Annotated in this window: 20 protein-coding genes; 11 read left to right on the top strand and 9 right to left on the bottom strand. The window is 70.8% G+C overall.

Annotated elements, in window-relative coordinates; genetic code table 11:
* Window positions 1-45: 45 nt before the first annotated feature.
* Complete coding sequence (locus tag ACE3TA_RS13850) at window positions 46-975, bottom strand: class I SAM-dependent methyltransferase (RefSeq protein WP_374574629.1); 930 nt, start codon at window positions 973-975, stop codon at window positions 46-48.
* 229 nt (window positions 976-1,204) lie between these two features.
* Here ACE3TA_RS13850 and ACE3TA_RS13845 point away from each other — a divergent pair, with 229 nt between their 5' ends.
* A complete protein-coding gene (locus tag ACE3TA_RS13845) occupies window positions 1,205-1,660 on the top strand; it encodes an Hsp20 family protein (RefSeq protein WP_374574627.1) in 456 nt (151 codons plus the stop codon).
* A gap of 69 nt (window positions 1,661-1,729) precedes the next feature.
* Here the strand turns inward: ACE3TA_RS13845 and ACE3TA_RS13840 are convergent, their stop codons facing one another.
* The 4 genes from ACE3TA_RS13840 to gpmA form a co-directional block, all read right to left on the bottom strand.
* Window positions 1,730-2,980, bottom strand: a complete 1,251-nt coding sequence (locus tag ACE3TA_RS13840; protein ID WP_374574625.1) for a pentapeptide repeat-containing protein — start codon at window positions 2,978-2,980, stop codon at window positions 1,730-1,732.
* Between the two features lie 70 nt (window positions 2,981-3,050).
* Window positions 3,051-4,289 (bottom strand): pentapeptide repeat-containing protein, encoded by a 1,239-nt coding sequence (locus ACE3TA_RS13835; RefSeq protein WP_374574623.1) that lies wholly within the window; start codon window positions 4,287-4,289, stop codon window positions 3,051-3,053.
* Between the two features lie 92 nt (window positions 4,290-4,381).
* On the bottom strand, window positions 4,382-4,813 hold the full coding sequence (locus ACE3TA_RS13830) for a deaminase (protein ID WP_374574621.1): 432 nt from the start codon (window positions 4,811-4,813) through the stop codon (window positions 4,382-4,384).
* Between the two features lie 23 nt (window positions 4,814-4,836).
* Entirely contained in the window at window positions 4,837-5,550 is a 714-nt protein-coding gene (gene gpmA, locus ACE3TA_RS13825) for a 2,3-diphosphoglycerate-dependent phosphoglycerate mutase (RefSeq protein WP_374574619.1), read from the bottom strand.
* Window positions 5,551-5,651: 101 nt separating this feature from the next.
* Between gpmA and ACE3TA_RS13820 the strand changes: the two genes are divergently transcribed.
* From ACE3TA_RS13820 to ACE3TA_RS13805, 4 genes are all read left to right on the top strand, one after another.
* The gene (locus ACE3TA_RS13820) at window positions 5,652-5,906 is read left to right on the top strand and encodes a hypothetical protein (protein ID WP_374574617.1); all 255 of its coding nucleotides are present in this window, start codon (window positions 5,652-5,654) and stop codon (window positions 5,904-5,906) included.
* Window positions 5,903-6,868 carry an SIS domain-containing protein gene (locus ACE3TA_RS13815; RefSeq protein WP_374574615.1) on the top strand — a complete coding sequence of 322 codons (966 nt, stop codon included), beginning with the start codon at window positions 5,903-5,905 and terminating at the stop codon, window positions 6,866-6,868. Before ACE3TA_RS13820 ends, ACE3TA_RS13815 begins: the two co-directional genes overlap by 4 nt.
* Window positions 6,869-6,963: 95 nt before the next feature.
* Window positions 6,964-8,466 carry a phosphomannomutase/phosphoglucomutase gene (locus ACE3TA_RS13810; protein ID WP_374574613.1) on the top strand — a complete coding sequence of 501 codons (1,503 nt, stop codon included), beginning with the start codon at window positions 6,964-6,966 and terminating at the stop codon, window positions 8,464-8,466.
* A gap of 50 nt (window positions 8,467-8,516) precedes the next feature.
* Complete coding sequence (locus ACE3TA_RS13805) at window positions 8,517-9,821, top strand: UDP-glucose/GDP-mannose dehydrogenase family protein (protein WP_374574611.1); 1,305 nt, start codon at window positions 8,517-8,519, stop codon at window positions 9,819-9,821.
* Window positions 9,822-10,115: 294 nt separating this feature from the next.
* Here ACE3TA_RS13805 and ACE3TA_RS13800 read toward each other — a convergent pair whose 3' ends face one another.
* Both ACE3TA_RS13800 and glmM read right to left on the bottom strand, forming a co-directional pair.
* Window positions 10,116-10,964, bottom strand: a complete 849-nt coding sequence (locus ACE3TA_RS13800) for a c-type cytochrome (RefSeq protein ID WP_374574609.1) — start codon at window positions 10,962-10,964, stop codon at window positions 10,116-10,118.
* Between the two features lie 118 nt (window positions 10,965-11,082).
* Window positions 11,083-12,441 (bottom strand): phosphoglucosamine mutase, encoded by a 1,359-nt coding sequence (gene glmM / locus ACE3TA_RS13795; RefSeq protein ID WP_374574607.1) that lies wholly within the window; start codon window positions 12,439-12,441, stop codon window positions 11,083-11,085.
* Window positions 12,442-12,560: 119 nt separating this feature from the next.
* Between glmM and glmS the strand changes: the two genes are divergently transcribed.
* Complete coding sequence (gene glmS, locus ACE3TA_RS13790; protein ID WP_374574605.1) at window positions 12,561-14,381, top strand: glutamine--fructose-6-phosphate transaminase (isomerizing); 1,821 nt, start codon at window positions 12,561-12,563, stop codon at window positions 14,379-14,381.
* Window positions 14,382-14,566: 185 nt separating this feature from the next.
* Window positions 14,567-15,436 (top strand): UTP--glucose-1-phosphate uridylyltransferase, encoded by an 870-nt coding sequence (locus tag ACE3TA_RS13785; protein WP_374574603.1) that lies wholly within the window; start codon window positions 14,567-14,569, stop codon window positions 15,434-15,436.
* On the opposite strand, the gene ACE3TA_RS13780 is transcribed toward ACE3TA_RS13785, so the two are convergent.
* Window positions 15,433-16,407 carry an SDR family NAD(P)-dependent oxidoreductase gene (locus ACE3TA_RS13780; protein WP_374574601.1) on the bottom strand — a complete coding sequence of 325 codons (975 nt, stop codon included), beginning with the start codon at window positions 16,405-16,407 and terminating at the stop codon, window positions 15,433-15,435. The two genes, ACE3TA_RS13785 and ACE3TA_RS13780, sit on opposite strands and share 4 nt — an antisense overlap.
* A gap of 143 nt (window positions 16,408-16,550) precedes the next feature.
* On the opposite strand from ACE3TA_RS13780, the gene ACE3TA_RS13775 reads away from it, so the two are divergent.
* Window positions 16,551-17,771: an NAD-dependent epimerase/dehydratase family protein gene (locus ACE3TA_RS13775; RefSeq protein WP_374574599.1), complete on the top strand. Its 1,221-nt coding sequence runs from the start codon at window positions 16,551-16,553 to the stop codon at window positions 17,769-17,771.
* A 9-nt stretch (window positions 17,772-17,780) separates the two neighbouring features.
* The gene (locus ACE3TA_RS13770; protein ID WP_374574597.1) at window positions 17,781-18,641 is read left to right on the top strand and encodes an SDR family oxidoreductase; all 861 of its coding nucleotides are present in this window, start codon (window positions 17,781-17,783) and stop codon (window positions 18,639-18,641) included.
* A 52-nt stretch (window positions 18,642-18,693) separates the two neighbouring features.
* Here the strand turns inward: ACE3TA_RS13770 and ACE3TA_RS13765 are convergent, their stop codons facing one another.
* A complete protein-coding gene (locus ACE3TA_RS13765; protein WP_374574595.1) occupies window positions 18,694-19,440 on the bottom strand; it encodes an alpha/beta fold hydrolase in 747 nt (248 codons plus the stop codon).
* 82 nt (window positions 19,441-19,522) lie between these two features.
* Between ACE3TA_RS13765 and ACE3TA_RS13760 the strand changes: the two genes are divergently transcribed.
* Window positions 19,523-20,686, top strand: a complete 1,164-nt coding sequence (locus tag ACE3TA_RS13760; RefSeq protein WP_374574593.1) for a glycosyltransferase family 4 protein — start codon at window positions 19,523-19,525, stop codon at window positions 20,684-20,686.
* Between the two features lies 1 nt (window position 20,687).
* On the top strand, window positions 20,688-21,659 hold the full coding sequence (locus tag ACE3TA_RS13755; protein WP_374574591.1) for a glycosyltransferase family 9 protein: 972 nt from the start codon (window positions 20,688-20,690) through the stop codon (window positions 21,657-21,659).
* The last annotated feature ends 88 nt before the right edge of the window (window positions 21,660-21,747 follow it).

The following is a 21,747-nucleotide window of genomic DNA, read 5'->3' as shown; positions in this document are numbered from 1 at the left end:
CGGCGCGCCCGTCGGCGACGAGGCGCTGATCGAGAGCCGCCGGACTCAGCCCTGAGGCGGCGGCGCGGCCAACTTCGGCTTGACGAAGCGCAGGGTCATCCGATCGCTCTCGCCGATGGCGTCGTACTTGGAATGGTCGAAGTTCGGATCGTCCGGCTGGCCGCGCGGCGAGGAGCGGCGCGTGGGCGGCAGGGTCCAGACGCCGAAGGGATGGTCGCGGGTGTCCTTGGGGTTGGCGTTGAGCTCGCTGGCCTCGTCCAGGACGAAGCCGGCCTCCTTGGCCAGCTCGATCACATAGGCCTGCTGGACGTAGCCGTTCGCGGCCATGGCGTCCTGCACGCCGCCGGGGGCCGCGCGATGCTCCTCCACGCCCAGGTAGCCGCCCGGCTTGAGCGCGGCGTAGGCGTCGCGGAACGCCTTCTCGGCGATGCCGGCGGCCATCCAGTTGTGCACGTTGCGCAGGAACAGCACCACGTCGGCCGAGCCGGCCGGCGCCACCGGGCCGCTGGTGGGGCCGAAGGCGGTGATCTCCACCCGCCCGTAGAGCCGGGGGCGCGAGGTGAGCCGCTTGCGATAGGCCTCGACCACCTGGTCGGCGGCCGGATCGTTCGGCGCGCCGGTCTGCAGGGTGGCGGCGTAGAGCTTGCCGCCGGTGGCCGCCAGGAACGGGGCCAGGATGTCGCTGTACCAGCCCGCGCCGGGCCAGAACTCCACCACCGTCGAGCCGGGCTTGACGCCCCAGAAGGCCAGGCTCCGGGCCGGATGGCGCCAGCGGTCGCGGGCGACGTCGGCCGGGGCGCGCCAGTCGCCGGCGACCGCGCCCTCCAGGGTCGTCGGCTTGCCGCCGGGCTTCTTCTTCGGCGCGCCGTCAGGCTTGGGTCCGCAGGCGGCGAGCCCCGGCAGGAGCGCGGCGGCGCCGGCCAGGACCGCGCGGCGCGGCAGGACGGCGGGCGAGGCGAAGGGTCTGCTGGTCATGCGTCTCTCGATCGGCCCCCAAGGCCCGCCCGGACTACCCCGAGCCGCCGCGAGGGTCAAAACGCGAAGGCCGCCCGGGCGGCCGGACCCTTGAATCAGCTTCTCCCGGTCCCATCTGATCACTGAAGGCGCTGGACAGCCGGGCCTTCCGAACGCCCCGCGAAGCCTGATGGGTCGCGGACGGTTCGCACAAGACAACCTTGCTTGAGCCAAGAAGGATGTGACTGGAATGCGTACTCTCGACTTTTCCCCCCTCTATCGCTCTGTCGTGGGCTTCGACCGCCTGGCCGGCCTCTTGGAGTCCGCCGCCGCCGACGCGGCCTCGGGCTATCCGCCCTACAACATCGAGCGCACCGCCGAGAACGCGTACCGCGTGGAGATCGCGGTCGCCGGTTTCCGGCCGGAAGAACTGAACATCGAGGTCAAGGAGAACCTCCTGACCGTGCAAGGCCGCAAGGCCGCCAACGACGACCAGCGCCGCTACCTGCATCGCGGCCTGGCCGAGCGCAACTTCGAGCGCCGGTTCCAGCTGGCCGACTACGTGGTGGTGACCGAGGCCAAGCTCGCCGACGGCCTGCTTTCCATCTCGCTCAAGCGCGAGCTGCCGGAATCGCTGAAGCCGCGGCGCATCGACATCGCCACGGGCGAAACCAAGCCCCTGATCGAAGGTGAAGCGGCCGCCTGATCCCCTCCAGGCAGGCTGCGACCAGGGCGGTGCGGAAACGCGCCGCCCTTTTTCGTGCGCGAAGGCCGGCTAGCCCGGCAGGCCGATCGCCACGGTGGGGTCGGTGTCGCGCAGGCTCACGCCCCTCATATTGGCGCCGGTGAAGTCGCAGCCGCGCAGGTCCGCGCCGTCGAGCACGGCGCCGGACAGGTCCGCGCCCGTCGCCAGGGCGTAGCGCAGCCGCGCGTGCTCCAGGCTGCCCGGCGCGGAACGGTCCGCGCCCAGCGGCAGGGGCCCCAGCACCGCCTCGCGCAGGTCGGCCTTGGTGAGGTTCGCGCCCGCCAGCTTGGCGCCGCGCAGGTCGGCGCCGGCCAGGACGACGCCGCGCAGGTCGGCGCCTTCCAGATTGGCGCCCTGAAGATGCACGCCGGACAGGTCCATGCCCACGAAGCACGCGCCCCGAGCGCTCATGGCCGACAGGCGAAAGCCGCGCAGCCGCTGGTCCAGGGGGCGAAGATCCTCGCCGTCGAGCTTGGCCGGCCGGCCCGGCTGGCCGCGGCACCAGGCCTGATTGGCCTCGGCCATGGAGAAGACGTCCTCGGCGCGGGCGATCGCGGCGGCGGACGGCGCGGCCATGGAGCCGCTGAGATTGGCCCCGCTGATCCGCGCCGTGCCCAGGTCGACGCCGGTGAGGATCGCGTCGGTCAGGTTGGCGTTCTCGAGATTGGCGCCGCCGACGTCCGCGCCGTCGAGGATGGCGCCCTCCAGGCAGGCTTCCTTCAGATTGGCCCGCGACAGCTTGGCGCCGCGCAGGGAGCAATCGGTCAGGTCGACCGCGAACATCGAGGCTTCGTTGAACTGCGAGCCGTCCAGGCTGGCGCCGGTGAACACGGCGTGGTCGAGCTGGCCGGGGCGCGCGTGGTGCACCAGCGAGCTCAGGCCCTTGCTGGGATGGGGCACGGCGATCTGGCCGATGCGGAAGTCGGCCTGGGTGAGGTCGGCCTCGGTCAGGTCGGCCCCGCGCAGGCAGCAGCCGCGCAGGTCGGCGCGCCGGAGGTTGGCGCGGCGCAGGTCGGCCTTGCGCAGGTCGCTGCCGAACAGATTGGCCCGCTCCAGCTTGCAGCCGGCCAGCTTGGCCCCGTCCAGGATCGACGAGGACAGATCAGCGTCGGACAGGTCGCGGCCGGACAGGTCCACACCCGTCAGGTCGATGAAGCGCAGGTTCGCGCGCCGGCCGCCGGGCTTGCCGCTCAGGAAGCGCTCATGCGCCGAGACGACCATCTCGATCTCGCCGGCCGACAGGTGGCGGCGGCCGGTAAGGGCGACGGCGGGAGCGGTCACGAGCAAGCCTCCTTTCCAAATCAGACTGCGATGTTATGTCGCAGGCGCGACCAAACGGTTAAGAACGCCGTTATATCAAACCTTCAAGACCACGGGCGCCGGCGCGGCGGGCACGGGTCAGGTTCACCTGGCGCAGCTGGGCGCCGGTGAAGTTGGAGCGCGACAGGTCGGCGTCGCTCATGACGGCCTGGCGCAGGTCCGCGCCGCTGAAATCCACGCCCTTCAGGTTCGCCCCGGCCAGATTGCAGGGCATCACCCGGTCCGCGCCCAGCAGCAGCGGCCCCATCTGGGCCTCGCGCAGGTCGGCGCCGGCGAGCTTGGCGCCCACGAGCTGCGCGCCGCGCAGGTCGGCCCGGCGCAGGTTGCAACTGCGCAGGTCGGCGTTCTCCAGGTGCGCGCCCTGGAGCTGCACGCCTTCCATGTCCAGCCCGTAGAACACCGCGCCCTTGGCCGACAGGGCGGTCAGGTCGAAGCCGCGGATCGATTCCAGGGCGCGCAGATCGGCGCCGTCGAACGAGCTGGGCTTGCCGGCCGCGCCGCCGGTCTCGCACCAGCGGGCGTGGTCGCGGATCATCTCCTGATAGGGCAGGTCCGAGACCGCGGTGCCGGCGGGCTTGTCGGTGAGCACGCCTTCCATGTTCGCCGAGGTGACGTTCCAGGACAGGGTCTTGGCGCCCACCAGGATGGCGTCCTGCAGGTCCGCGCCGGAGAGGTCGGCGCCGGAGAGGTCGGCCCCGGCGAGGTTCACGCCGGTCATGTTCGCCTGCTTGAAATTGGCGCGGATGAGCTTGGCGTCCTTCAGGGTGGCGTCGGTGAAGTCGGCCTTCACGGCCATGACGCCGGACAGGCGCGAACGCTCCAGGTTGGCGCCGGCCAGGATCGCGCCGTCCACCTCGCCCGCGCGGTTCAGGTGCTCCAGGATCCGCAGGCCCATCTGCTTGTCCGCCGCGGCGATGGCGCCCTCGCGCAGGTCGGCCTCGAACATGTCGGCCCCGGTCAGGTCGGCGCCGCGCAGGCAGACCCCGCGCAGGTCGGCGCGGCGCATCGAAGCCTCGGCCAGGTCGGCGTTCTGCAAGTCGGCGCCGAACAGGTTGGCGTGGTCGAAGCGCACGCCGCGCATCTTGCAGCCGGCGAAGATGGTTCCCGTGCAGTCGGCGTCGCAGAGGTTGCGGCCCTCAAGGTTGAGGCCGGACAGGTCCTTCCACGCCAGGACGGCGCGCGCGCCGCCGGGCTTGGACGTCCAAAGCCGGTCGTGGCGCGCGCAGACGACGTCGAGCTCGGCCTGGGTGAGGCGCTGCGCTTTCGGCATTGGAACAGGGTTTACAGGCATGATTGCGCGGGCTGCGGCGGTTTGTCGCCGGTAAGGGTAATGCGCTGAGATTAACGGGGTGCTTCCGTCACTTAGCCGCGAGCGCAACCCTGCGTCGCAGGATGGTAGCTATCGTAAAGAAACGCCGCCTCCTGCGCGAGAAATCCGGCCTCCACCGCGACCCCGGCCGCGGCCAGACGGTCGGCGCCCTGCCCGGCCGCAAAGGTTGACGGATCCTCGCAGGCGATCACCACGCGGGCGACGCCGGCGGCGGCCAGGCGCTCCGAACACGAGGCCGCGCCGCTGGAGCGCGCGCCGCAGGGCTCCAGCGTGACATAGGCCGTGGCGCCCCTGGCGCGCCCGCCGGCCTGGTCCAGGGCCTGCTCCTCGGCGTGGGGCCGCCCGCCGGGGGCTGTGGCGGCCTCGCCCACCACCTCGCCGTCGCGGACGATGACGCAGCCGACGGCCGGATTGTCGGCGGTCAGGCCCACCCGGGCCGCGGCGAGCGCGATGGCCCGCCGCATCAGCTCCTGCGGGCCCGGCGCGCTCACGCCGCCGTCGGCAGGGGCTGGGCGCGGCTCTCGTCGAGATAGCGGGCCGAGACCGGCTTCAACTGATCGGTCAGCTCGATGAGCAGCGGATTGCCGGTGGGGATCTCGACACCGACGATGGCGTCGTCGGCCACGTCGAACAGCAGCTTGACGATGGCCCGCAGCGAATTGCCGTGGGCGGCGACCAGCAGGGTTTCGCCGGCCTTCAGGTGCGGGGCGATCTCGCCCTCCCAATAGGGCCGCACGCGGTCGAGCGTGGTCTTCAGGCTTTCAGTGTCCGGCAGGACGGCGCCGGCGTAGCGGCGGTCCTTGGAGAAGTCGAACTCGCCGCCGTGGGCCAGCGGCGGCGGCGGGGTGTCGTAGGAGCGCCGCCAGATCTTCACCTGCTCGTCGCCGTACTTCTCGGCGGTGTCGGCCTTGTTGAGCCCGGTGAGGCCGCCGTAGTGGCGCTCGTTCAGCCGCCAGTCCTTGACCTCCGGCACGAAGGTCTGGCCCGACGCGCCCAGCGCCAGCCAGAGCGTGCGGATGGCGCGGGTGAGCACCGAGGTGTAGGCGCGGTCGATCTGGACGCCGGCGGCCTTGATCAGCTCGCCGCCCTTGGCCGCCTCGGCCTCGCCCTGGGGCGTCAGGTCGACGTCCACCCAGCCGGTGAAGCGATTCTCGAGATTCCAGCGGCTCTGGCCGTGACGCAGCAGGATCAGGGTGGGCAAGCTTCGTCTCCTTCAGGGTGCGGCGTGGGGCTAGGGCCCGCGGGCGCCATCGTCAACCCTGCGCGTCGCAAGCCTTGGCCCGGGCGGGCGCGAGCGGCTATATGCACGCGATGCTCGACCGGCTCTTCATGCCCGCCCTGATCCTCGCGGCGCTTCTGCTGATCGCCCTGGCCATGGTGTGGCCGCAGGGCCTGGGGGACCGCTCGCCGGGCCCGTTCGGCCACGAGCCGGTGCAGCGCACTCCGGAGATGCAGGCGGCGATGAAGCGCGAGACCGAGGATTCCGAGAAGCGCCTGCGCCAGGCGCGGGCGACCGTTTCCGACCTGCAGACCCAGGCGGTCGCGCCCGGCCAATGAGCGACTTCGACGCCATCGCCGCCGGCCGCCGGGTGCTGACCACGGAGGCCGCGGCCCTGAACCTTCAGGCGGCCGCGCTGGACGAGGCCTTCGCCAGGGCCGTGGACCTGCTCTACGCCGCCAAGGGGCGGGTGATCTGCACCGGCATCGGCAAGTCGGGCCACGTGGCGCGCAAGATCGCCGCAACCTTCGCCTCCACCGGCGCGCCGGCCTTCTTCGTGCACGCCAACGAGGCCAGCCACGGCGACCTGGGCATGATCGGCGATGCCGACGTGGTGCTGGCCCTGTCGAAATCCGGCCAGAACCAGGAGCTGGCCGACGTGATCGCCTACACGCGCCGCTTCCACATCCCGCTGATCGCCGTCACCGCTTCGGCCGACAGCGCGCTCGGGCGGGCCGCCGACGTGGTGCTGACCCTGGCCGACGCCGAGGAGGTGACGGCCGAGGTCAAGGCGCCGACCACCTCCACCACCCTGCAGATCGCGCTGGGCGACGCCCTGGCCGTGGCGCTGCTGGAGCGGCGCGGCTTCACGGCCCACGACTTCAAGACCCTGCATCCCGGCGGCAAGCTGGGGGCGATGCTGCGCACGGTGGGCGACCTGATGCACGGCGCGCCCGAGCTGCCGCTGGTGGACCAGGCCACGCCCATGCCCCAGGCGCTGCTGGAGATGACCGAGAAGCGTTTCGGCATCGTCGGCGTGACCGGCGCGGACGGCCGGCTGGCCGGGGTGGTGACCGACGGCGACCTGCGCCGCCACCTGGACGGCCTGTTGGACCGCACGGCGGGCGAGGTGATGACGCCGGGCCCGAAGAAGACCGCCCCGCCGACCATGCTGGCCTCGGAAGCCCTGGCGCTGATGAGCGATCCGGCGCCGCCCGTGACCGTGCTGTTCGTCGTGGAGGACGGCCGGCCGGTGGGGATACTGCATATCCACGACCTGCTGCGCGCCGGCGTGATGTGACAACCGCCTGTGAAGATTCGTCATTTAGACGCCTTAGCTTGGCGTCGCGGGCAAGAGCCGAATAAGACGAGCGCCAGCAACCTGAAGGAGCGTTGATGCTTCCCGCGCCCCGCGCCGACCTGCAGCCCAACACCATGGCGTTCGAGACCGCGCCGCTGGTGAAGGCGACGGGCTTTCGCGAATACGACGCGCGCTGGCTGTTCGGCTCGGAGATCAACCTGCTGGGCGTGCAGGCGCTCGGCCTGGGCCTTGGAACCTTCATCCAGGAGCTTGGCCTGAAGCGGATCGTCGTCGGCCACGACTTCCGCTCCTATTCGCTGTCGATCAAGCAGGCCCTGACCCTGGGCCTGATCGGCGCCGGCTGCGAGGTGGTCGACATCGGCCTGGCGGTCTCGCCGATGGCCTACTTCGCCCAGTTCGCCCTGGACGCGCCCTGCGTGGCCATGGTCACCGCCAGCCACAACGAGAACGGCTGGACCGGCGTGAAGATGGGCGCCCAGCGGCCGCTGACCTTCGGGCCCGAGGAGATGGGCCGGCTGAAGGAGATCGTGCTCGGCGGCGCCTTCGTCGAGCGGCCGGGCGGGCGGCTGGAGCGGATCGACGGCTTCGCCGAGCGCTATATCGCCGAGGTCTCCGAGAACGTGGCCCTGAGCCGGCCGCTGAAGGTGGTCTGCGCCTGCGGCAACGGCACGGCCGGCGCCTTCGCGCCGCAGGCCCTGCGGCGGATGGGCGTGGCCGAGGTGGTCGAGATGGACTGCGACCTCGACTGGACCTTCCCCAAGTACAATCCCAACCCCGAGGACCAGGCGATGCTGCACGCCATGGCCCAGGCGGTGCGCGACCACGGGGCGGACCTGGCCCTGGGTTTCGACGGGGACGGCGACCGCTGCGGGGTGGTGGACGACGAGGGCGAGGAGATCTTCGCCGACAAGATCGGCCTGATGCTGGCCCGCGACCTGTCGGCGCTGCACAAGGGCGCGACCTTCGTGGTCGACGTGAAGTCCACCGGGCTCTACGCCACCGACGAGGTGCTGAAGGCCAACGGGGCGGACACGGTCTACTGGAAGACCGGCCACAGCTACATCAAGCGCAAGACCGCCGAGCTGGGCGCCCTGGCCGGCTTCGAGAAGAGCGGCCACTTCTTCTTCAACGCCCCCATCGGCCGCGGCTACGACGACGGGCTGGTGGCGGCGGGGGCGATCCTGTCGATGCTGGACCGCAACCCGGACCGGAAGCTTTCGGAGCTCAAGCGGGCGCTGCCGGCGGCCTACACCTCGCTGACCATGTCGCCGCACTGCCCGGACGAGGAGAAGTACGCGGTGGTGGACAAGGTGACGGCCGAGTACGTCGCCCTGCACCAGGCCGGCGGCAAGGTGCTGGGACGCGCCATCGTCGAGCTGATCACCGTGAACGGCGTGCGCGTGGCCCTGGACGACGGCTCCTGGGTGCTGGTGCGCGCGTCGTCCAACAAGCCCGAACTCGTGGCCGTGGTTGAAAGCGCCCGGTCCGAGGACGACATGCGGGCCCTCTTCCGCGAGGAAGTGAAGCCCAGGCTCGCCCGCCATCCCCAGGTCGGCGCCTACAACCAGGAAGTCTGACGGACGTGCGCCGCGGACCTTCCCAGACCTTCAGACGCAGAGATTGATCCATGCAAGTTGCGATGATCGGCACGGGCTATGTGGGCCTGGTGAGCGGGGCCTGTTTCGCCGACTTCGGCCACATGGTGACCTGCATCGACAAGGACGCCGGCAAGATCGAGCGCCTGAACCAGGGCGAGATCCCGATCTATGAGCCGGGGCTGGACGTGCTGGTGGCCACCAACGTCAAGGCCGGGCGGCTGACGTTCGACACCGACGCGGCCGAGGCGGTGAGGAAGGCCGACGCGGTGTTCATCGCCGTGGGCACGCCCTCGCGGCGCGGCGACGGCCACGCGGACCTGACCTACGTCTACGCCGCGGCCGAGGAGATCGCCGCGCTGATGGACGGCTTCACCGTGATCGTCACCAAATCCACCGTGCCGGTGGGCACCGGCGACGAGATCGAGAAGATCGTGCGCCGGGTGCGCCCCGACGGCGACTTCGCCGTGGTCTCCAACCCCGAGTTCCTGCGCGAGGGCGCGGCCATCGAGGACTTCAAGCGCCCCGACCGGGTGGTGGTGGGCTGCGAGGACGAGCGGGCCAAGGCGGTGATGAGCGAGCTCTACCGGCCGCTGTACCTCAACGAGACGCCGATCCTGTTCACCGGCCGGCGCACCTCGGAGCTGACGAAGTACGCGGCCAACGCCTTCCTGGCGATGAAGATCACCTTCATCAACGAGATGGCCGACCTGTGCGAGGCGGTGGGCGCGGACGTGCAGCAGGTGGCCCGCGGCATCGGCCTGGACAAGCGGATCGGCGGCAAGTTCCTGAACGCCGGGCCCGGCTACGGCGGCTCGTGCTTCCCGAAGGACACCCTGGCGCTGGTGCGCACGGCGGTGAGCTATAACGCTCCGGTCGAGCTGATCGAGACCACCGTGCGGGTCAACGACCAGCGCAAGAAGGCCATGGCGCGCAAGGTGTCCAAGGCCATGGGCGGCGAGGTGTCAGGGAAGACGGTGGGCGTGCTGGGTCTGACCTTCAAGCCGAACACCGACGACATGCGCGACGCCCCCTCGCTGGACATCGTCCCGGCGCTGCAGGCCATGGGCGCAAAGGTCCAGGCGTTCGACCCCGAAGGCGCCGCAGAGGCCGAACACCTGCTGCCCGGCGTAACGTTCAAGCAGTCGCCGTACGATGCGGCCGAAGGCGCCGACGCCCTGGTCATCATCACCGAGTGGGACCAGTTCCGCGCGCTGGACCTGGACCGCATCAAGGCCTCGATGCGCGATCCGATCCTCGTGGACCTGCGCAACATCTACAAGCCCAAGGACCTGCGCGCGCAGGGTTTCAACTACACCAGCGTCGGGCGCAGCTAGGTCGCGATCCAACGGACGTCCCATTTCAGGCGGCCGCGAAAAGCTGGAAGAGGGTTTGGACGATCCACAACGCGCCTGCCCAGAAGGCCGCGGCCAGAAGGGCCACGAACGCGAAGCAAGCCACCGAGTTGAGGGCCTTGCTCGCGGGACGCGCCGGGGCCCCGATCACGGCGGGACGCCTCAGCATGCCATTTCACTCCCTGTCGTCATCTCGTTCTTGGATCGGACCGGTCGAGCGGCCCGAACATTACGAAGCTGACATGGTTTTTGAGTGTTGAACAGTCCCTGCGACGATCAGTTCCCCAAGCCGGCCCTGGCTTTCAGGTAATCGTGCAGGGCGCGCATCTCGTCCGGGGCGAGACTGGCGAACCTCAGCGGGGCGACGTCGCTCATCAGGCCCAGCCGCCGCCCGCCGGCCGCGACGCCGGTGCGCATCAGCCGATCGAAGTCGCCGAAGTCGTAGGCCGCCGCGATCGACAGGTCCGGCGCGCCGGTGGCCGAGCCGCCCTTCAGGTCGACGCCGTGGCACTCCATGCAGGCCCGCGCGAGGGCGCGGCCCCGGGCGTGGGCGGGGCCCATGTCGGCCGGCGCCAGGGCGCGCTGCTCGGCGATCTGCCGCGGGGCCGACCTGAACTTGCCGGCGAGCACGCCGATCCGGCCGAGGGGCCCGAACTGGCTGGCCGGCTGGGGCGCGCCGGCCTCGGGCTCGGACCGGACGAAGGCGATCAGGTCGGCGGTCTCCGAATCGCTCAGCCGCGAGAACGCCTCCGAAGGCATGATCCACAGGGCGCGGCCGTCGGCGGCGACGCCCGCGCGGATCGCCCGCGCCAGCTCCGCGTCGCTCTGGCGGGCGGCGGCCAGGGTCAGGTTCGGCGCCCAGATGCGCCCCACCGGCATCTGATCGAAGAACAACCGGCCGGTCAGGGCCGCGCCGTGGCAGTCCATGCAGCCGTAGCGGGCGGCCAGGCGCCGGCCGCGGGCGGCCGCGCCGGCGTCGTGCGCCGCCACGAGGCTCGGAGCAGGCGCGGACCAGGAGCGGCGGATCATCGCCTCCGACGCGCCGACCGCGCCCAGCACCGTGAGCGCCGCGACGCCGACGAGCGTCAACGCCGCCCGCGCCGTCCACTTCAGGAAAGTCTTCACCGCCAGGTCTCCCTTCGCCCGATCGCGAGGAGCGGCGAAGTAGTCCCGGCGCGGACGGGCGCCAATCAGCGGTGTCGCAGGCCCGATCTGCGCAATTGCAGAGCGACGGCGAGAGGGCTCAGGGCGTGGCGGTCTTCACCGCGCCGGCGATGTCGCGCACCACCTGGTTGACCAGCCGCTCGTCGTCGCCCTCGGCCATGATGCGGATGAGCGGCTCGGTGCCGGAGGCGCGCACGACGATGCGCCCGGCGCCGTTGAGCCGGGCCTCGGCCTTGGCGATCGCCGACTTGACCGCATCGCTCTCCAGCGGCTTGCCGGCGCCGAAGCGCACGTTCTCCAGCACCTGGGGCGCGGGCTCGAACTGGCGGGCGAGCGCGCTCATCGGCTTTTCCGTGGTCTTCAGCACGGCCAGCACCTGCAGGGCGGCCATCAGCCCGTCGCCGGTGGTGGAGAAGTCCGACAGGATCACGTGGCCGGACTGTTCGCCGCCCAGGTTGAAGCCGCCTTCGCGCATACGGGCCATGACGTAGCGGTCGCCGACCTGGGTGCGCTCCAGCTTCAGGCCGCGGGCCGCGAGGAACCGCTCCAAGCCCAGGTTGGACATCACCGTGGCCACCACGCCGCCGCCGGTGAGTTGCTCGCGGGCGGCCCAGTGGTCGGCGATCAGGGCCATGATCTGGTCGCCGTCGACGATCTGGCCGTGCTCGTCGCAGATCACCACCCGGTCCGCGTCGCCGTCGAGCGAGATGCCGATGTCGGCGCGGTACTCGCGCACCATGCGGGCCATCGCCTCCGGATGGGTGGAGCCGCATTCCTCGTTGATGTTGAGGCCGTTGGGCTCGACGCCCAGGGGGAAGACCTCCGCGCCCAGCTCGTAGAGGGCGGCGGGAGCGACCTTGTAGGCCGCGCCGTGGGCGCAATCGACCACCACGCGCAGGCCGGCCAGGCTGAGCCCGCGGGGGAAGGTGGCCTTGGCGATCTCCACGTAGCGGGCCTGGGAATCGTCGATCCGCTGCACGCGGCCAAGGCCGGTGGGGCTGGCCAGCCCCTCCTCCAGGCCCTGGTCCATCAGGGCCTCGATCTCCAGCTCGCGCTCGTCGGAGAGCTTGTAGCCGTCGGGGCCGAACAGCTTGATGCCGTTGTCGGCGAAGCCGTTGTGCGAGGCGCTGATCATCACGCCGAGGTCGGCGCGCAGCGAGCGCGTCATCATCGCCACGCCCGGCGTCGGCAAGGGGCCGAACAGGCGCACGTCCATGCCGACGCTGGTGAAGCCGGCCACCAGGGCGGGCTCGATCATGTAGCCCGACAGGCGCGTGTCCTTGCCGATCACCACCAGGTGGCGACGCGCGGCGTGCGACATGAAGAGCTTGCCCGCCGCCATGCCGACGCGCAGGGCGACCTCGGCGGTCATGGGATGTCTGTTCGCCTGGCCCCGGATCCCGTCGGTCCCGAAATAGGCGCGTTTTTTGGCGGTCATGGAGGCTCGCGAAACGTTCCGAAACCCAGATTTAGTCGACGGCGCGTTTGCGAATGCTAAAGGCGCGTCGAACGCAACATTAGTCCTGCCGGCGACTTGCGGCAAAAGGGTGGTCATCCATGTGCGGCATCATCGGCATCGTCGGCGTCGGCCCGGTCCAGGACCGGCTCGTGGAGAGCCTGAAGCGCCTGGAGTACCGCGGCTATGATTCGGCCGGCATCGCCGCCCAGGTGGACGGCAAGCTCGAGCGGCGGCGCGCGCCGGGCAAGCTGCGCGAGCTGGAGGCCGTGCTCGCGGCCCATCCGCTGAACGCCACCACCGGCATCGGCCACACCCGCTGGGCCACCCACGGCGCGCCCACCGAGCGCAACGCCCACCCGCACATCGTCGGCCGCGTGGCCGTGGTGCACAACGGCATCATCGAGAACTTCGCCGAGCTGAAGGCCGAGCTGATCGCCGCGGGCCGCACCTTCCAGAGCGACACCGACACCGAGGTGGTGGCCCACCTGCTGGACTCCGAGCTCGCCAAGGGCCTGACGCCGCTGGAGGCGTTCAAGGCGACGCTGGACCGGCTGAAGGGCGCGTTTGCGCTATGCGTGCTGATCGGCGGCGAGGACGAGGTGATCCTGGCCGCGCGCAACGGCCCGCCGCTGGCCATCGGCTATGGCCGGGGCGAGATGTTCGTGGGCTCCGACGGCCTGGCGCTCGGCCCCTTCACCGACCGGGTGGCCTATCTGGAGGATGGCGACTACGCCCTGGTGGACCACAAGGGCGCGCAGATCTTCGACGCGACGGGCGCGCCGGCGCACCGCGAGATCAAGCTGATGCCCGCCTCCGCCGCGCTGATGGAGAAGGGCAACTACCGCCACTTCATGGAGAAGGAGATCCACGACCAGCCGGAGGGCTGCCAGCGCACCATCGCGGCCTATGTGGACACCCTGACCGACCGAACGGCCGTGCCCGGCGACATCGACTTCGCCGGCCTGGAGCGCGTGCAGATCGTAGCCTGCGGCACCTCCTACATCGCCGGCGTGATCGGCCGCTACCTGATCGAGCAGCTCGCCGACCTGCCGGTGGACGTGGAGATCGCCTCGGAGTTCCGCTACCGCCAGCCGGCCCTGCGGCCGGGCTCGCTGGTGATCGCCATGTCGCAGTCGGGCGAGACCGCCGACACCCTGGCGGCCCTGCGCTACTGCCAGGAGCGGGGCATGCGGAGCGCGGCGATCGTCAACGCCACCCAATCGACCATCGCGCGCGAGGTGGAGGTGGTCTGGCCGATCCACTGCGGGCCGGAGATCGGCGTGGCCTCGACCAAGGCCTTCACCGCCCAGGTGAGCGTGCTGATCGCCCTGGCCGTGGCCGCCGCCAAGGCCCGCGGGCGCATCGACGAGGCCGAGGAAGAGCGGCTGGTGAAGGTGCTGCTGGGCGCGCCGCGGCTGATCGCCGAGGCCATCGGCCTGGAGGAGGCGATCAAGGACATCGCCGCCGAGATCGCCAAGGCGCGGGACGTGCTCTACCTGGGGCGCGGCCCGATGTCGGCGCTGGCCCTGGAAGGGGCGCTGAAGCTGAAGGAGATCAGCTACATCCACGCCGAGGGCTACGCCGCCGGCGAGCTGAAGCACGGCCCGATCGCCCTGGTGGACGACCAGACGCCGATCATCATCCTGGCGCCCTACGACGCCTGGTTCGAGAAGTCGGCCTCGAACATGAGCGAGGTGATGGCCCGCGGCGGACAGGTGGTGTTCATCACCGACACCGAGGGCGCCCGCCACGCGCCGGCCGGCGCCAAGGTGGTGGTGACCGCGCCCACCTCCGACCCGCTGGTCTCCAGCCTGGTGATGTCGGCGCCGATCCAGCTCCTGGCCTACTACGTGGCCGTGCAGAAAGGCGCGGACGTGGACCAGCCGCGCAACCTGGCCAAGTCGGTCACCGTGGAGTAGGCCCGCCCCGCGCCGGCGCGTCTTTGCGGCAAGTCATGGTTTTGAAACGGACTCTCGGCTAGATCGTGCATCGCCGCCGTGGGGGCCGGTTCGGCGCGGGACTGAAATCTGATTTGATCGCCGCCGGAAGCGAGGGCGCCGCCAGGGTTGCGGCGTGGCGTTGCGCGGCCATACGGGAGGTTTGGATGTCGAAGCGTGTGCGCAAGGCCGTGTTGCCGGTGGCGGGGCTGGGAACCCGTGTGCTGCCGGGCGCCAAGACCACGCCGAAGAACCTGCTGAACGTCGTGGACCGGCCGATCCTGTCCTACGTGGTGGAGGAAGCCCGCGCGGCGGGCATCGAGCACTTCGTCTTCATCGTCGGCCGCGGCCAGGGCGCCATCGAGGACTATTTCGACGCCAACCCCGAGATCGAGAACGCGCTGGAGGCCAAGGGCAAGGCCGACATCCTGGCCGAGGTGCGCCGCGACCTGCCCAAGCCCGGCCAGATGAGTTTCGTGCGCCAGATGGCGCCGCTGGGCCTGGGCCACGCGGTGTGGTGCGCCCGCGACATCATCGGCGACGAGCCCTTCGCGGTGATGCTGCCCGACATGCTGATGGCGGCGAAGACGCCGGCGCTGGTCCAGTGCGTGGCGGCCTACGAGCAGGTGGGCGGCAACATCATCGCCGTGGAGCCTGCGCCGGAGGGCGAGGCCCACAAGTACGGCATCGTCGCCCTGGACGGGCAGGACGGCCGGCTGAACCGCATGACCGGCATGGTCGAGAAGCCCGCGCCGGGGACCGAGCCCTCGAACCTGTTCATCTCCGGCCGCTACGTGCTGCAGCCGCAGATCTTCGAGCTGCTGGAGCGGCAGGGCAAAGGCGCCGGCGGCGAGATTCAGCTCACCGATTCCATGGTCGAGCTGATGAAGAGCCAGACCTTCCACGCCCTGGAGTACGAGGGGACCACCTACGACTGCGGCGACAAGATCGGCCTTCTGCGCGCCAACGTGGCCTTCGCCCTGGCCCGTCCGGACCTGGCCGACGCCGCCCGCGCGGCGATCAAGGCGCTGCTCTAGCGAAGGCCGTTGTAGCCCCGGTACCAGTCGACGAACCGGGGCAGGCCCTCCTCCAGCTTCACCTTGGGCTGATAACCGGTGAGGGCGTGGAGCCTGGAGACGTCGGCGTAGGTCTCGGTGACGTCGCCCGGCTGCATGGGCTTGAAGATCTTCTCCGCCTCGCGGCCGAGCGCGCGCTCGAGCACGCCGATCATGTCCATCAGGCCGACGGGCCGGCTGTCGCCGATGTTGAGGATGCGGTTGGCGCCATGCTCGGGCGGGCGATCGAGCGCGCCCAGGATGCCGTCGACGATGTCGTCGATGTAGGTGAAGTCGCGGGCCATCTTGCCCTGGCCGAACACCTCGATGGGCTCGCCGGCCAGGATCTTCCGGGTGAACGAAAAATAGGCCATGTCCGGCCGGCCCCAGGGCCCGTAGACGGTGAAGAAGCGCAGGCCCGTCTGCGGAAAGCCGTAGAGCCTGGCGTAGGCGAAGCTCATCAGCTCGCCCGCGCGCTTGGTGGCCGCATAGAGCGAGACCGGCTCGGCCGCCGCGTCGCTTTCCTTGAAGCCGGCCCCCTCGCCCGGCCGGTCGCCGTAGACCGAGCTGGAGGAGGCGTAGACCAGGTGCTCGAAGCCCGGCGCGTGGCGGCACGCCTCCAGCACCGACAGATGGCCGGCCAGGTTCGAGCGCTCATAGGCGAAGGGATTGTCGATGGAGTAGCGCACGCCGGCCTGAGCGGCGAGGTGGACCATCCGCCGCGCGCCTGATTCGGCGACGAGGGCGCGCATCGCCTCGGCGTCGGCGATGTCCATGCGGACCATGCGGAAGCCGTCGCGATCCGCCAGCCGCGAAGCGCGCGCATCCTTCAACGCCGGGTCGTAATAGTCGTTGAAGACGTCGACGCCGACGACGGATTCTCCCCGCGACAGAAGGCGTTCAGCCACGTGCATGCCGATGAATCCGGCCGCTCCGGTGACGATCACAGTCATTGATCTGTCGCGCGCTCCGTTTAGTTCGTACCGACACATTTCTTAGGGCCAACGCCACATTCCGTCGACGCGACGGCTTCCGAAACTGGCTTGGCTGCGTTAGCCCTGTTGCGAGACGCGACCTAGAACCGATCGGAGGAACGATGCGGATACTGGTTCTCGGCGGTGATGGCTTCTGCGGATGGCCTACGGCGCTGCACCTTTCGGCGCAAGGCCATGACGTGGCGATCGTCGACAATCTCTCGCGGCGTCGGATCGACGAAGAGCTGGGCGTTCAGTCGCTCACGCCCATCAGCGACATCGAGACCCGCCTGGCGGCCTGGACCGAGGCGACCGGCCGGACCATCGAGTTCCATCCGCTGACGGTGGGCAAGGACTACGACGGCCTGCTGGAGATCCTGACGAGCTGGCGGCCCGAGGCGATGGTGCACTTCGCCGAACAGCGGGCCGCGCCCTATTCGATGAAGTCGGCGCAGCACAAGCGCTACACCGTCGACAACAACCTGAACGCCACCAACGACGTCCTGGCGGCGATCGTCGATTCCGGCCTGGACATCCACCTGGCGCACCTGGGCACCATGGGCGTCTACGGCTACGGCACCGCCGGGGCTGCGATCCCGGAAGGCTATCTGACGGTGAAGGTGGAGACGCCCGAGGGCTGGGTGGAGCGGGAGATCCTGTATCCGGCCAACCCCGGCTCGATCTACCACATGACCAAGACGCAGGACGCGCTGCTGTTTCAGTTCTACGCCAAGAACGACAAGCTGCGGATCACCGACCTGCACCAGGGCATCGTCTGGGGCTGCCAGACCGCCGAGACCCGCCTGGACGAGCGGCTGATCAACCGCTTCGACTACGACGGCGACTACGGCACGGTGCTGAACCGCTTCCTGATCCAGGCCGCCGTCGGCTATCCGCTGACCGTGCACGGCACCGGCGGCCAGACGCGCGCCTTCATCAACATCCAGGACACGGTGCGCTGCATCGAGCTGGCGCTGAAGCACCCGCCCAAGCGCGGCGACCGGGTCAAGGTGATGAACCAGATGACCGAATGCCACCGGGTGCGCGACCTGGCCGGACTGGTCTCGCGCCTGACCGGCGCGGAGATCGCCCACCTGCCCAACCCGCGCCAGGAAGCCGACGAGAACGAGCTCCTGGTGGAGAACCGGCGCCTGCTGGGCTACGGCCTGGAGCCGATCACCCTGGCCGACGGCCTGCTGATCGAGGCCACCGAGATCGCCCGCCGCTACGCCGAGCGGGCCGATCTGGCCAAGATCCCCTGCGTGTCGCATTGGAACGCCGAGCGGGCCGCCGCAGCCCAATCGACCGATCCGACCGGCAAGGCGGCGGTGGCCGCGGAGTAGCCGGCCGCCTTGCGCCTGTTCGTCTTCGGCTACGGCTTCGCCGGCCGGGCGCTGGCCCGGCGGCTCAGGGGCAAGGGCTGGAGCGTCGCGGCGAGCTGCCGCCGGCCCGGCGAGGCCGAGGCGCTGGCGGCCGAGGGCGTCGAGCCCGCCCCGCTGGACGCTCCTGAACCGGCCGGCGAGCTGATCGCCTCGGCCGACGCCATTCTGGTGACCGCCCCGCCGGGGCCGCAGGGCTGCCCCGCCCTGCCGGTCCTCGCCCCGGCGCTCGCCCGCGCCCGGGCCTTCCCCAACTGGCTGGGATACCTTTCGACGACGGGGGTCTACGGCGACCGCGGCGGCGGCTGGGTGTTCGAGGAGAGCCGGCTGGCGGCGCAGTCGATGGAAGGCGCGCGGCGGGTCGCGGCCGAACGCGACTGGCTGGACGTGGGCCGCGGCATGGGCCTGAGCGTGGCGGTGTTCCGCCTGCCGGGCATCTACGGGCCGGGGCGGTCGGCCTTCGACCGGCTGCGCGAGGGGCGCGCGCGTCGGATCATCGCTCCCGGGCAGGTGTTCTCGCGCATCCATGTCGATGACCTGGCCGCCGGGCTGGAGGCCTCCATCGCCCGGCCGCGGCCCGGCGGGATCTACAACCTGTGCGACGACGAGCCGGCGCCCAACAGCAAGGTGATCGCCTACGCCGCGGGGCTCCTGGGCATGGAGCCGCCGCCGGAAGTCGCCCTGGCCGAGGCGAAGCTGCCGGTCGCGGCGATGCGCTTCTACGCCGAGAGCAAGCGCGTCTCCAACGCCCGGGCCAAGGCCGAACTCGGCTGGCGGCCGGCCTTTCCCAGCTATCGCGAGGGGCTGCGCGCGATCCTGGCGGCAGGCGGCTGACCGCTCAGATGCTCCCCTCTTGGGGGAGCATCTTGGGCGATGCGATCTGCGGCTAGGCGACCAGTTCCTCGACCGCGGCGATCAGCCGGGCGATGTCCTGCGGCCGTGAGAGGCGGTGATCGCCGTCCTTGATCAGGGTGAAGACCACGTCGGGCGACTTCAGCTCGTTGGCCAGCTCCAAGGCGTGGGTCCAGGGCACATCCGGGTCGGCGCCGCCCTGCAGGACGCGCACGGGGACCTCGATGGGTACGGGGCCGGGCAGGATCGACCAGCGGGCGCCGTCGTCGAACAGGGCCTGGGTGATCGGATAGGGATCGCCGTAGGCCGAAGGGCGCATCCAGACTCCGTCGGCCGCGAGCGCCGCGCGGGCCTCGTCGGAGAGCTCCGGGCCCATCAGCTTCTCGGTGAAGTCGGCGGCCGGGGCGATCAGCACCATCGCCTTGACCCGCTCCGGCCGGGCGATGGCGGCCAGGCAGGCCAGCCAGCCGCCCATGGACGAGCCGCAGAGCACCGCCGGCCCTTCCACCAGCTCGTCCAGCAAGGCCAGGGCGTCGTCGCGCCAGCGGCTGATCGTGCCGGCCCGGAAGTCGCCGTCGGAGACGCCGTGGCCGAAGTAGTCGAAGCGCAGGAAGCCGTGGCCCGCCGCCTTGGCCCAGGCGGCCAGGGCGTCGGCCTTGGTCGCCGCCATCTCCGAGCGGAAGCCGCCCAGCCACACCACCGTGGGCCCGGCCCCCTTGATCGCGCGCCAGGCCAGGCGGGCGCCGTCCGGCCGGGTCAGATATCGGATCGCATCGTCCATGGCCGGTGTTTAGCCTGGGCGCGGCGTTACGTCAGCGTCGCGCAGGGTTTACCAAAACCGCGCGTACGCTATGGAGAGGCCCGTGAGCCTGCCCGAAGACTTCACCCTGCTGCAGGTGGTGCCCGAACTCGACACCGGCGGCGCCGAGCAGAGCACCATCGACGTGGCCCAAGCCGTGGTCGCCGCCGGCGGCAAGGCGCTGGTGGCCACGCGAGGCGGGCGCATGGCCGCTCGGCTGGAATCCGACGGGGGCCGGCTGGCGCAGATGCCAGTGCAGACCAAGAACCCGCTGGTGATGCTGGGCAACGCCGCGCGCCTGGTCGACCTGATCCGCCGCGAGAAGGTGAGCATCGTGCACGCGCGCTCCCGCGCCCCGGCGTTCTCGGCGCTGTGGGCCGCCAAGGCCACGCACACCCCCTTCATCGCCACCTACCACGGAGTCTACGGCGCCAAGAGCCGGTTGAAACGCTGGTACAACGCGATCATGACCCGCGGCGACCTGGTGATCGCCAATTCCGACTACACGCGCGATCACGTGCTGGCCGAGCACAAGATCGATCCGAACAAGGTGGTGACCATTCCGCGCGGGGTGGACCTGGATCGGTTCAACCCCAACTGGGTCACGCCCAGCCGCCTGGCCGCCCTGCGCGAGGCCTGGGGGATCGCCCCGGACGACCGGCGCGTCAAGATTCTCCTGGCCGGACGGCTGACCCGCATCAAGGGCCACCTGACCATCGTGGCGGCCGCCGCGAAGCTGAAGGCCGAGGGGCGCGAGGACTTCCTGATCATCTTCGCCGGTGACGACCAGGGCCGCACGGGCTACCGCGAGGAGGTCGAGCAGGCGATCGCCGAGGCGGGCCTGTCCGGCCAGATCAAGCTGGTCGGCCATTGCGACGACATTCCCGCCGCCTGCGTGGTGTGCGACCTGGCGATCCTGCCCACCACCGTGCCGGAGAGCTTCGGCCGCGCGGCGGTGGAGCCGCAGGTGATGGGCCGGCCGGTGATCGCCTCGGCCCATGGGGGCACCACCGAGACCATCCTGGACGGCAAGACCGGCTGGCTGGTCCCGCCGGGCGACGTGGACGCCTGGGCGCGGGCGCTGGCGCGGGCGATCGACGCCGGGCCGGGCGAACTGGCCAGCATGGGCGCCCTGGCCGCCAACCGGTCGCGCCAGCTCTACTCGGCCGAGGCCATGTGCCAGGCGACGCTCGCGGCCTATGAACGCGTGCTGGACGCGCACGCCTGAGATGGCCCGCAAGATCAAGCGCATCCTGGTGATCAAGCTGTCGGCGCTGGGCGACTTCGTGCTGGCGCTGGCGGCCATGCGCAAGATCCGCGAGGCCCATCCGGACGCGCGCATCACGCTCCTGACCACCCCGCCCTTCGAGGCCCTGGCGCGGCTGTGCCCCTATGTGGACGAGGTGGAGGCCGACGGCCGCCCCGAGGGGTTCAGGGAGTGGATGGCGCTGATCGGCCGGCTGCGCCGCGGCCGCTACGACCGGGTCTACGACCTGCAGACCTCGTCGCGCTCGAGCCTGATGTACCTGGGCTTCTGGCCGTTCCCGCCGCAGTGGTCGGGCATCGCCATGGGCTGCTCGCACCCGCACAGGAACCCCGAGCGGGACCACATGCACACCCTGGAGCGCCAGGCCGACCAGCTCAAGGCGGCGGGGATCTGGCCGGACGCGCCCATTGAGCCGGGCATGGCGCCGCCGCCGGACGTCTCCTGGGTGCTGGACAAGGCCAAACCGGACACGGCGACCAGCCCCAAGCCCTATGTGATGCTGATCCCCGGCGGCTCGGCGCACCGTCCGGAGAAGCGCTGGCCGGCCGAGCTCTACGCCGAGTTGGCCCAGGCGCTGCACGGCCGCGGCTTCGACATCCTGATCATCGGCGGGCCGCAGGAGACGCCGCTGGCCCGGGTGATCCAGCGCCGCACGCCCCAGGCCCGCGACTTGACCGGCCACACCGATTTCGCCCGCATCGCCGCGCTCGGCGCGCGCGCGGCGCTGGTGGTCGGCAACGACACCGGACCGCTGCACCTGGCCGCCGCGGCGGGGGCGCCGACCATCGTGCTGTTCTCCAACGCCTCCGATCCGGCGCTGGCCGCGCCGCGCGGGCACGTGGCCGTGCTGCGCTCGCCCGATCTGGCGGACATGCCTGTGGCGCAAGTGCTGCAAGCGGCCCGCGCGTTGGCTCCCTCGCCCGTCGATGCTTGATCGGGGCGCCCGGGGCGGTCATATAGTGTACATGCGACCGGAGCGCGCCTAGCGCCCCGGGCGTTTGTCGTTTCAGCCGCTCACGGAG

The sequence above is a fragment of the Phenylobacterium sp. genome, assembly GCF_041916435.1.
GTDB lineage: Bacteria > Pseudomonadota > Alphaproteobacteria > Caulobacterales > Caulobacteraceae > Phenylobacterium.
The sequence above is the reverse complement of the archived record's forward strand: the minus strand, read 5'-3'. Positions and strand labels throughout refer to the sequence as shown.

Coding starts and splice junctions, on each gene's coding strand:
- ACE3TA_RS13835 (WP_374574623.1), bottom strand. CDS start 4,289: ATGCCGAAAGCGCAGCGCCTCACCCAGGCCGAGCTCGACGTCGTCTGC.
- ACE3TA_RS13850 (WP_374574629.1), bottom strand. CDS start 975: ATGACCAGCAGACCCTTCGCCTCGCCCGCCGTCCTGCCGCGCCGCGCG.
- ACE3TA_RS13845 (WP_374574627.1), top strand. CDS start 1,205: ATGCGTACTCTCGACTTTTCCCCCCTCTATCGCTCTGTCGTGGGCTTC.
- ACE3TA_RS13830 (WP_374574621.1), bottom strand. CDS start 4,813: ATGCGGCGGGCCATCGCGCTCGCCGCGGCCCGGGTGGGCCTGACCGCC.
- ACE3TA_RS13820 (WP_374574617.1), top strand. CDS start 5,652: ATGCACGCGATGCTCGACCGGCTCTTCATGCCCGCCCTGATCCTCGCG.
- ACE3TA_RS13785 (WP_374574603.1), top strand. CDS start 14,567: ATGTCGAAGCGTGTGCGCAAGGCCGTGTTGCCGGTGGCGGGGCTGGGA.
- glmM (WP_374574607.1), bottom strand. CDS start 12,441: ATGACCGCCAAAAAACGCGCCTATTTCGGGACCGACGGGATCCGGGGC.
- ACE3TA_RS13810 (WP_374574613.1), top strand. CDS start 6,964: ATGCTTCCCGCGCCCCGCGCCGACCTGCAGCCCAACACCATGGCGTTC.
- glmS (WP_374574605.1), top strand. CDS start 12,561: ATGTGCGGCATCATCGGCATCGTCGGCGTCGGCCCGGTCCAGGACCGG.
- ACE3TA_RS13775 (WP_374574599.1), top strand. CDS start 16,551: ATGCGGATACTGGTTCTCGGCGGTGATGGCTTCTGCGGATGGCCTACG.
- ACE3TA_RS13805 (WP_374574611.1), top strand. CDS start 8,517: ATGCAAGTTGCGATGATCGGCACGGGCTATGTGGGCCTGGTGAGCGGG.
- ACE3TA_RS13765 (WP_374574595.1), bottom strand. CDS start 19,440: ATGGACGATGCGATCCGATATCTGACCCGGCCGGACGGCGCCCGCCTG.
- ACE3TA_RS13755 (WP_374574591.1), top strand. CDS start 20,688: ATGGCCCGCAAGATCAAGCGCATCCTGGTGATCAAGCTGTCGGCGCTG.
- ACE3TA_RS13815 (WP_374574615.1), top strand. CDS start 5,903: ATGAGCGACTTCGACGCCATCGCCGCCGGCCGCCGGGTGCTGACCACG.
- ACE3TA_RS13780 (WP_374574601.1), bottom strand. CDS start 16,407: ATGACTGTGATCGTCACCGGAGCGGCCGGATTCATCGGCATGCACGTG.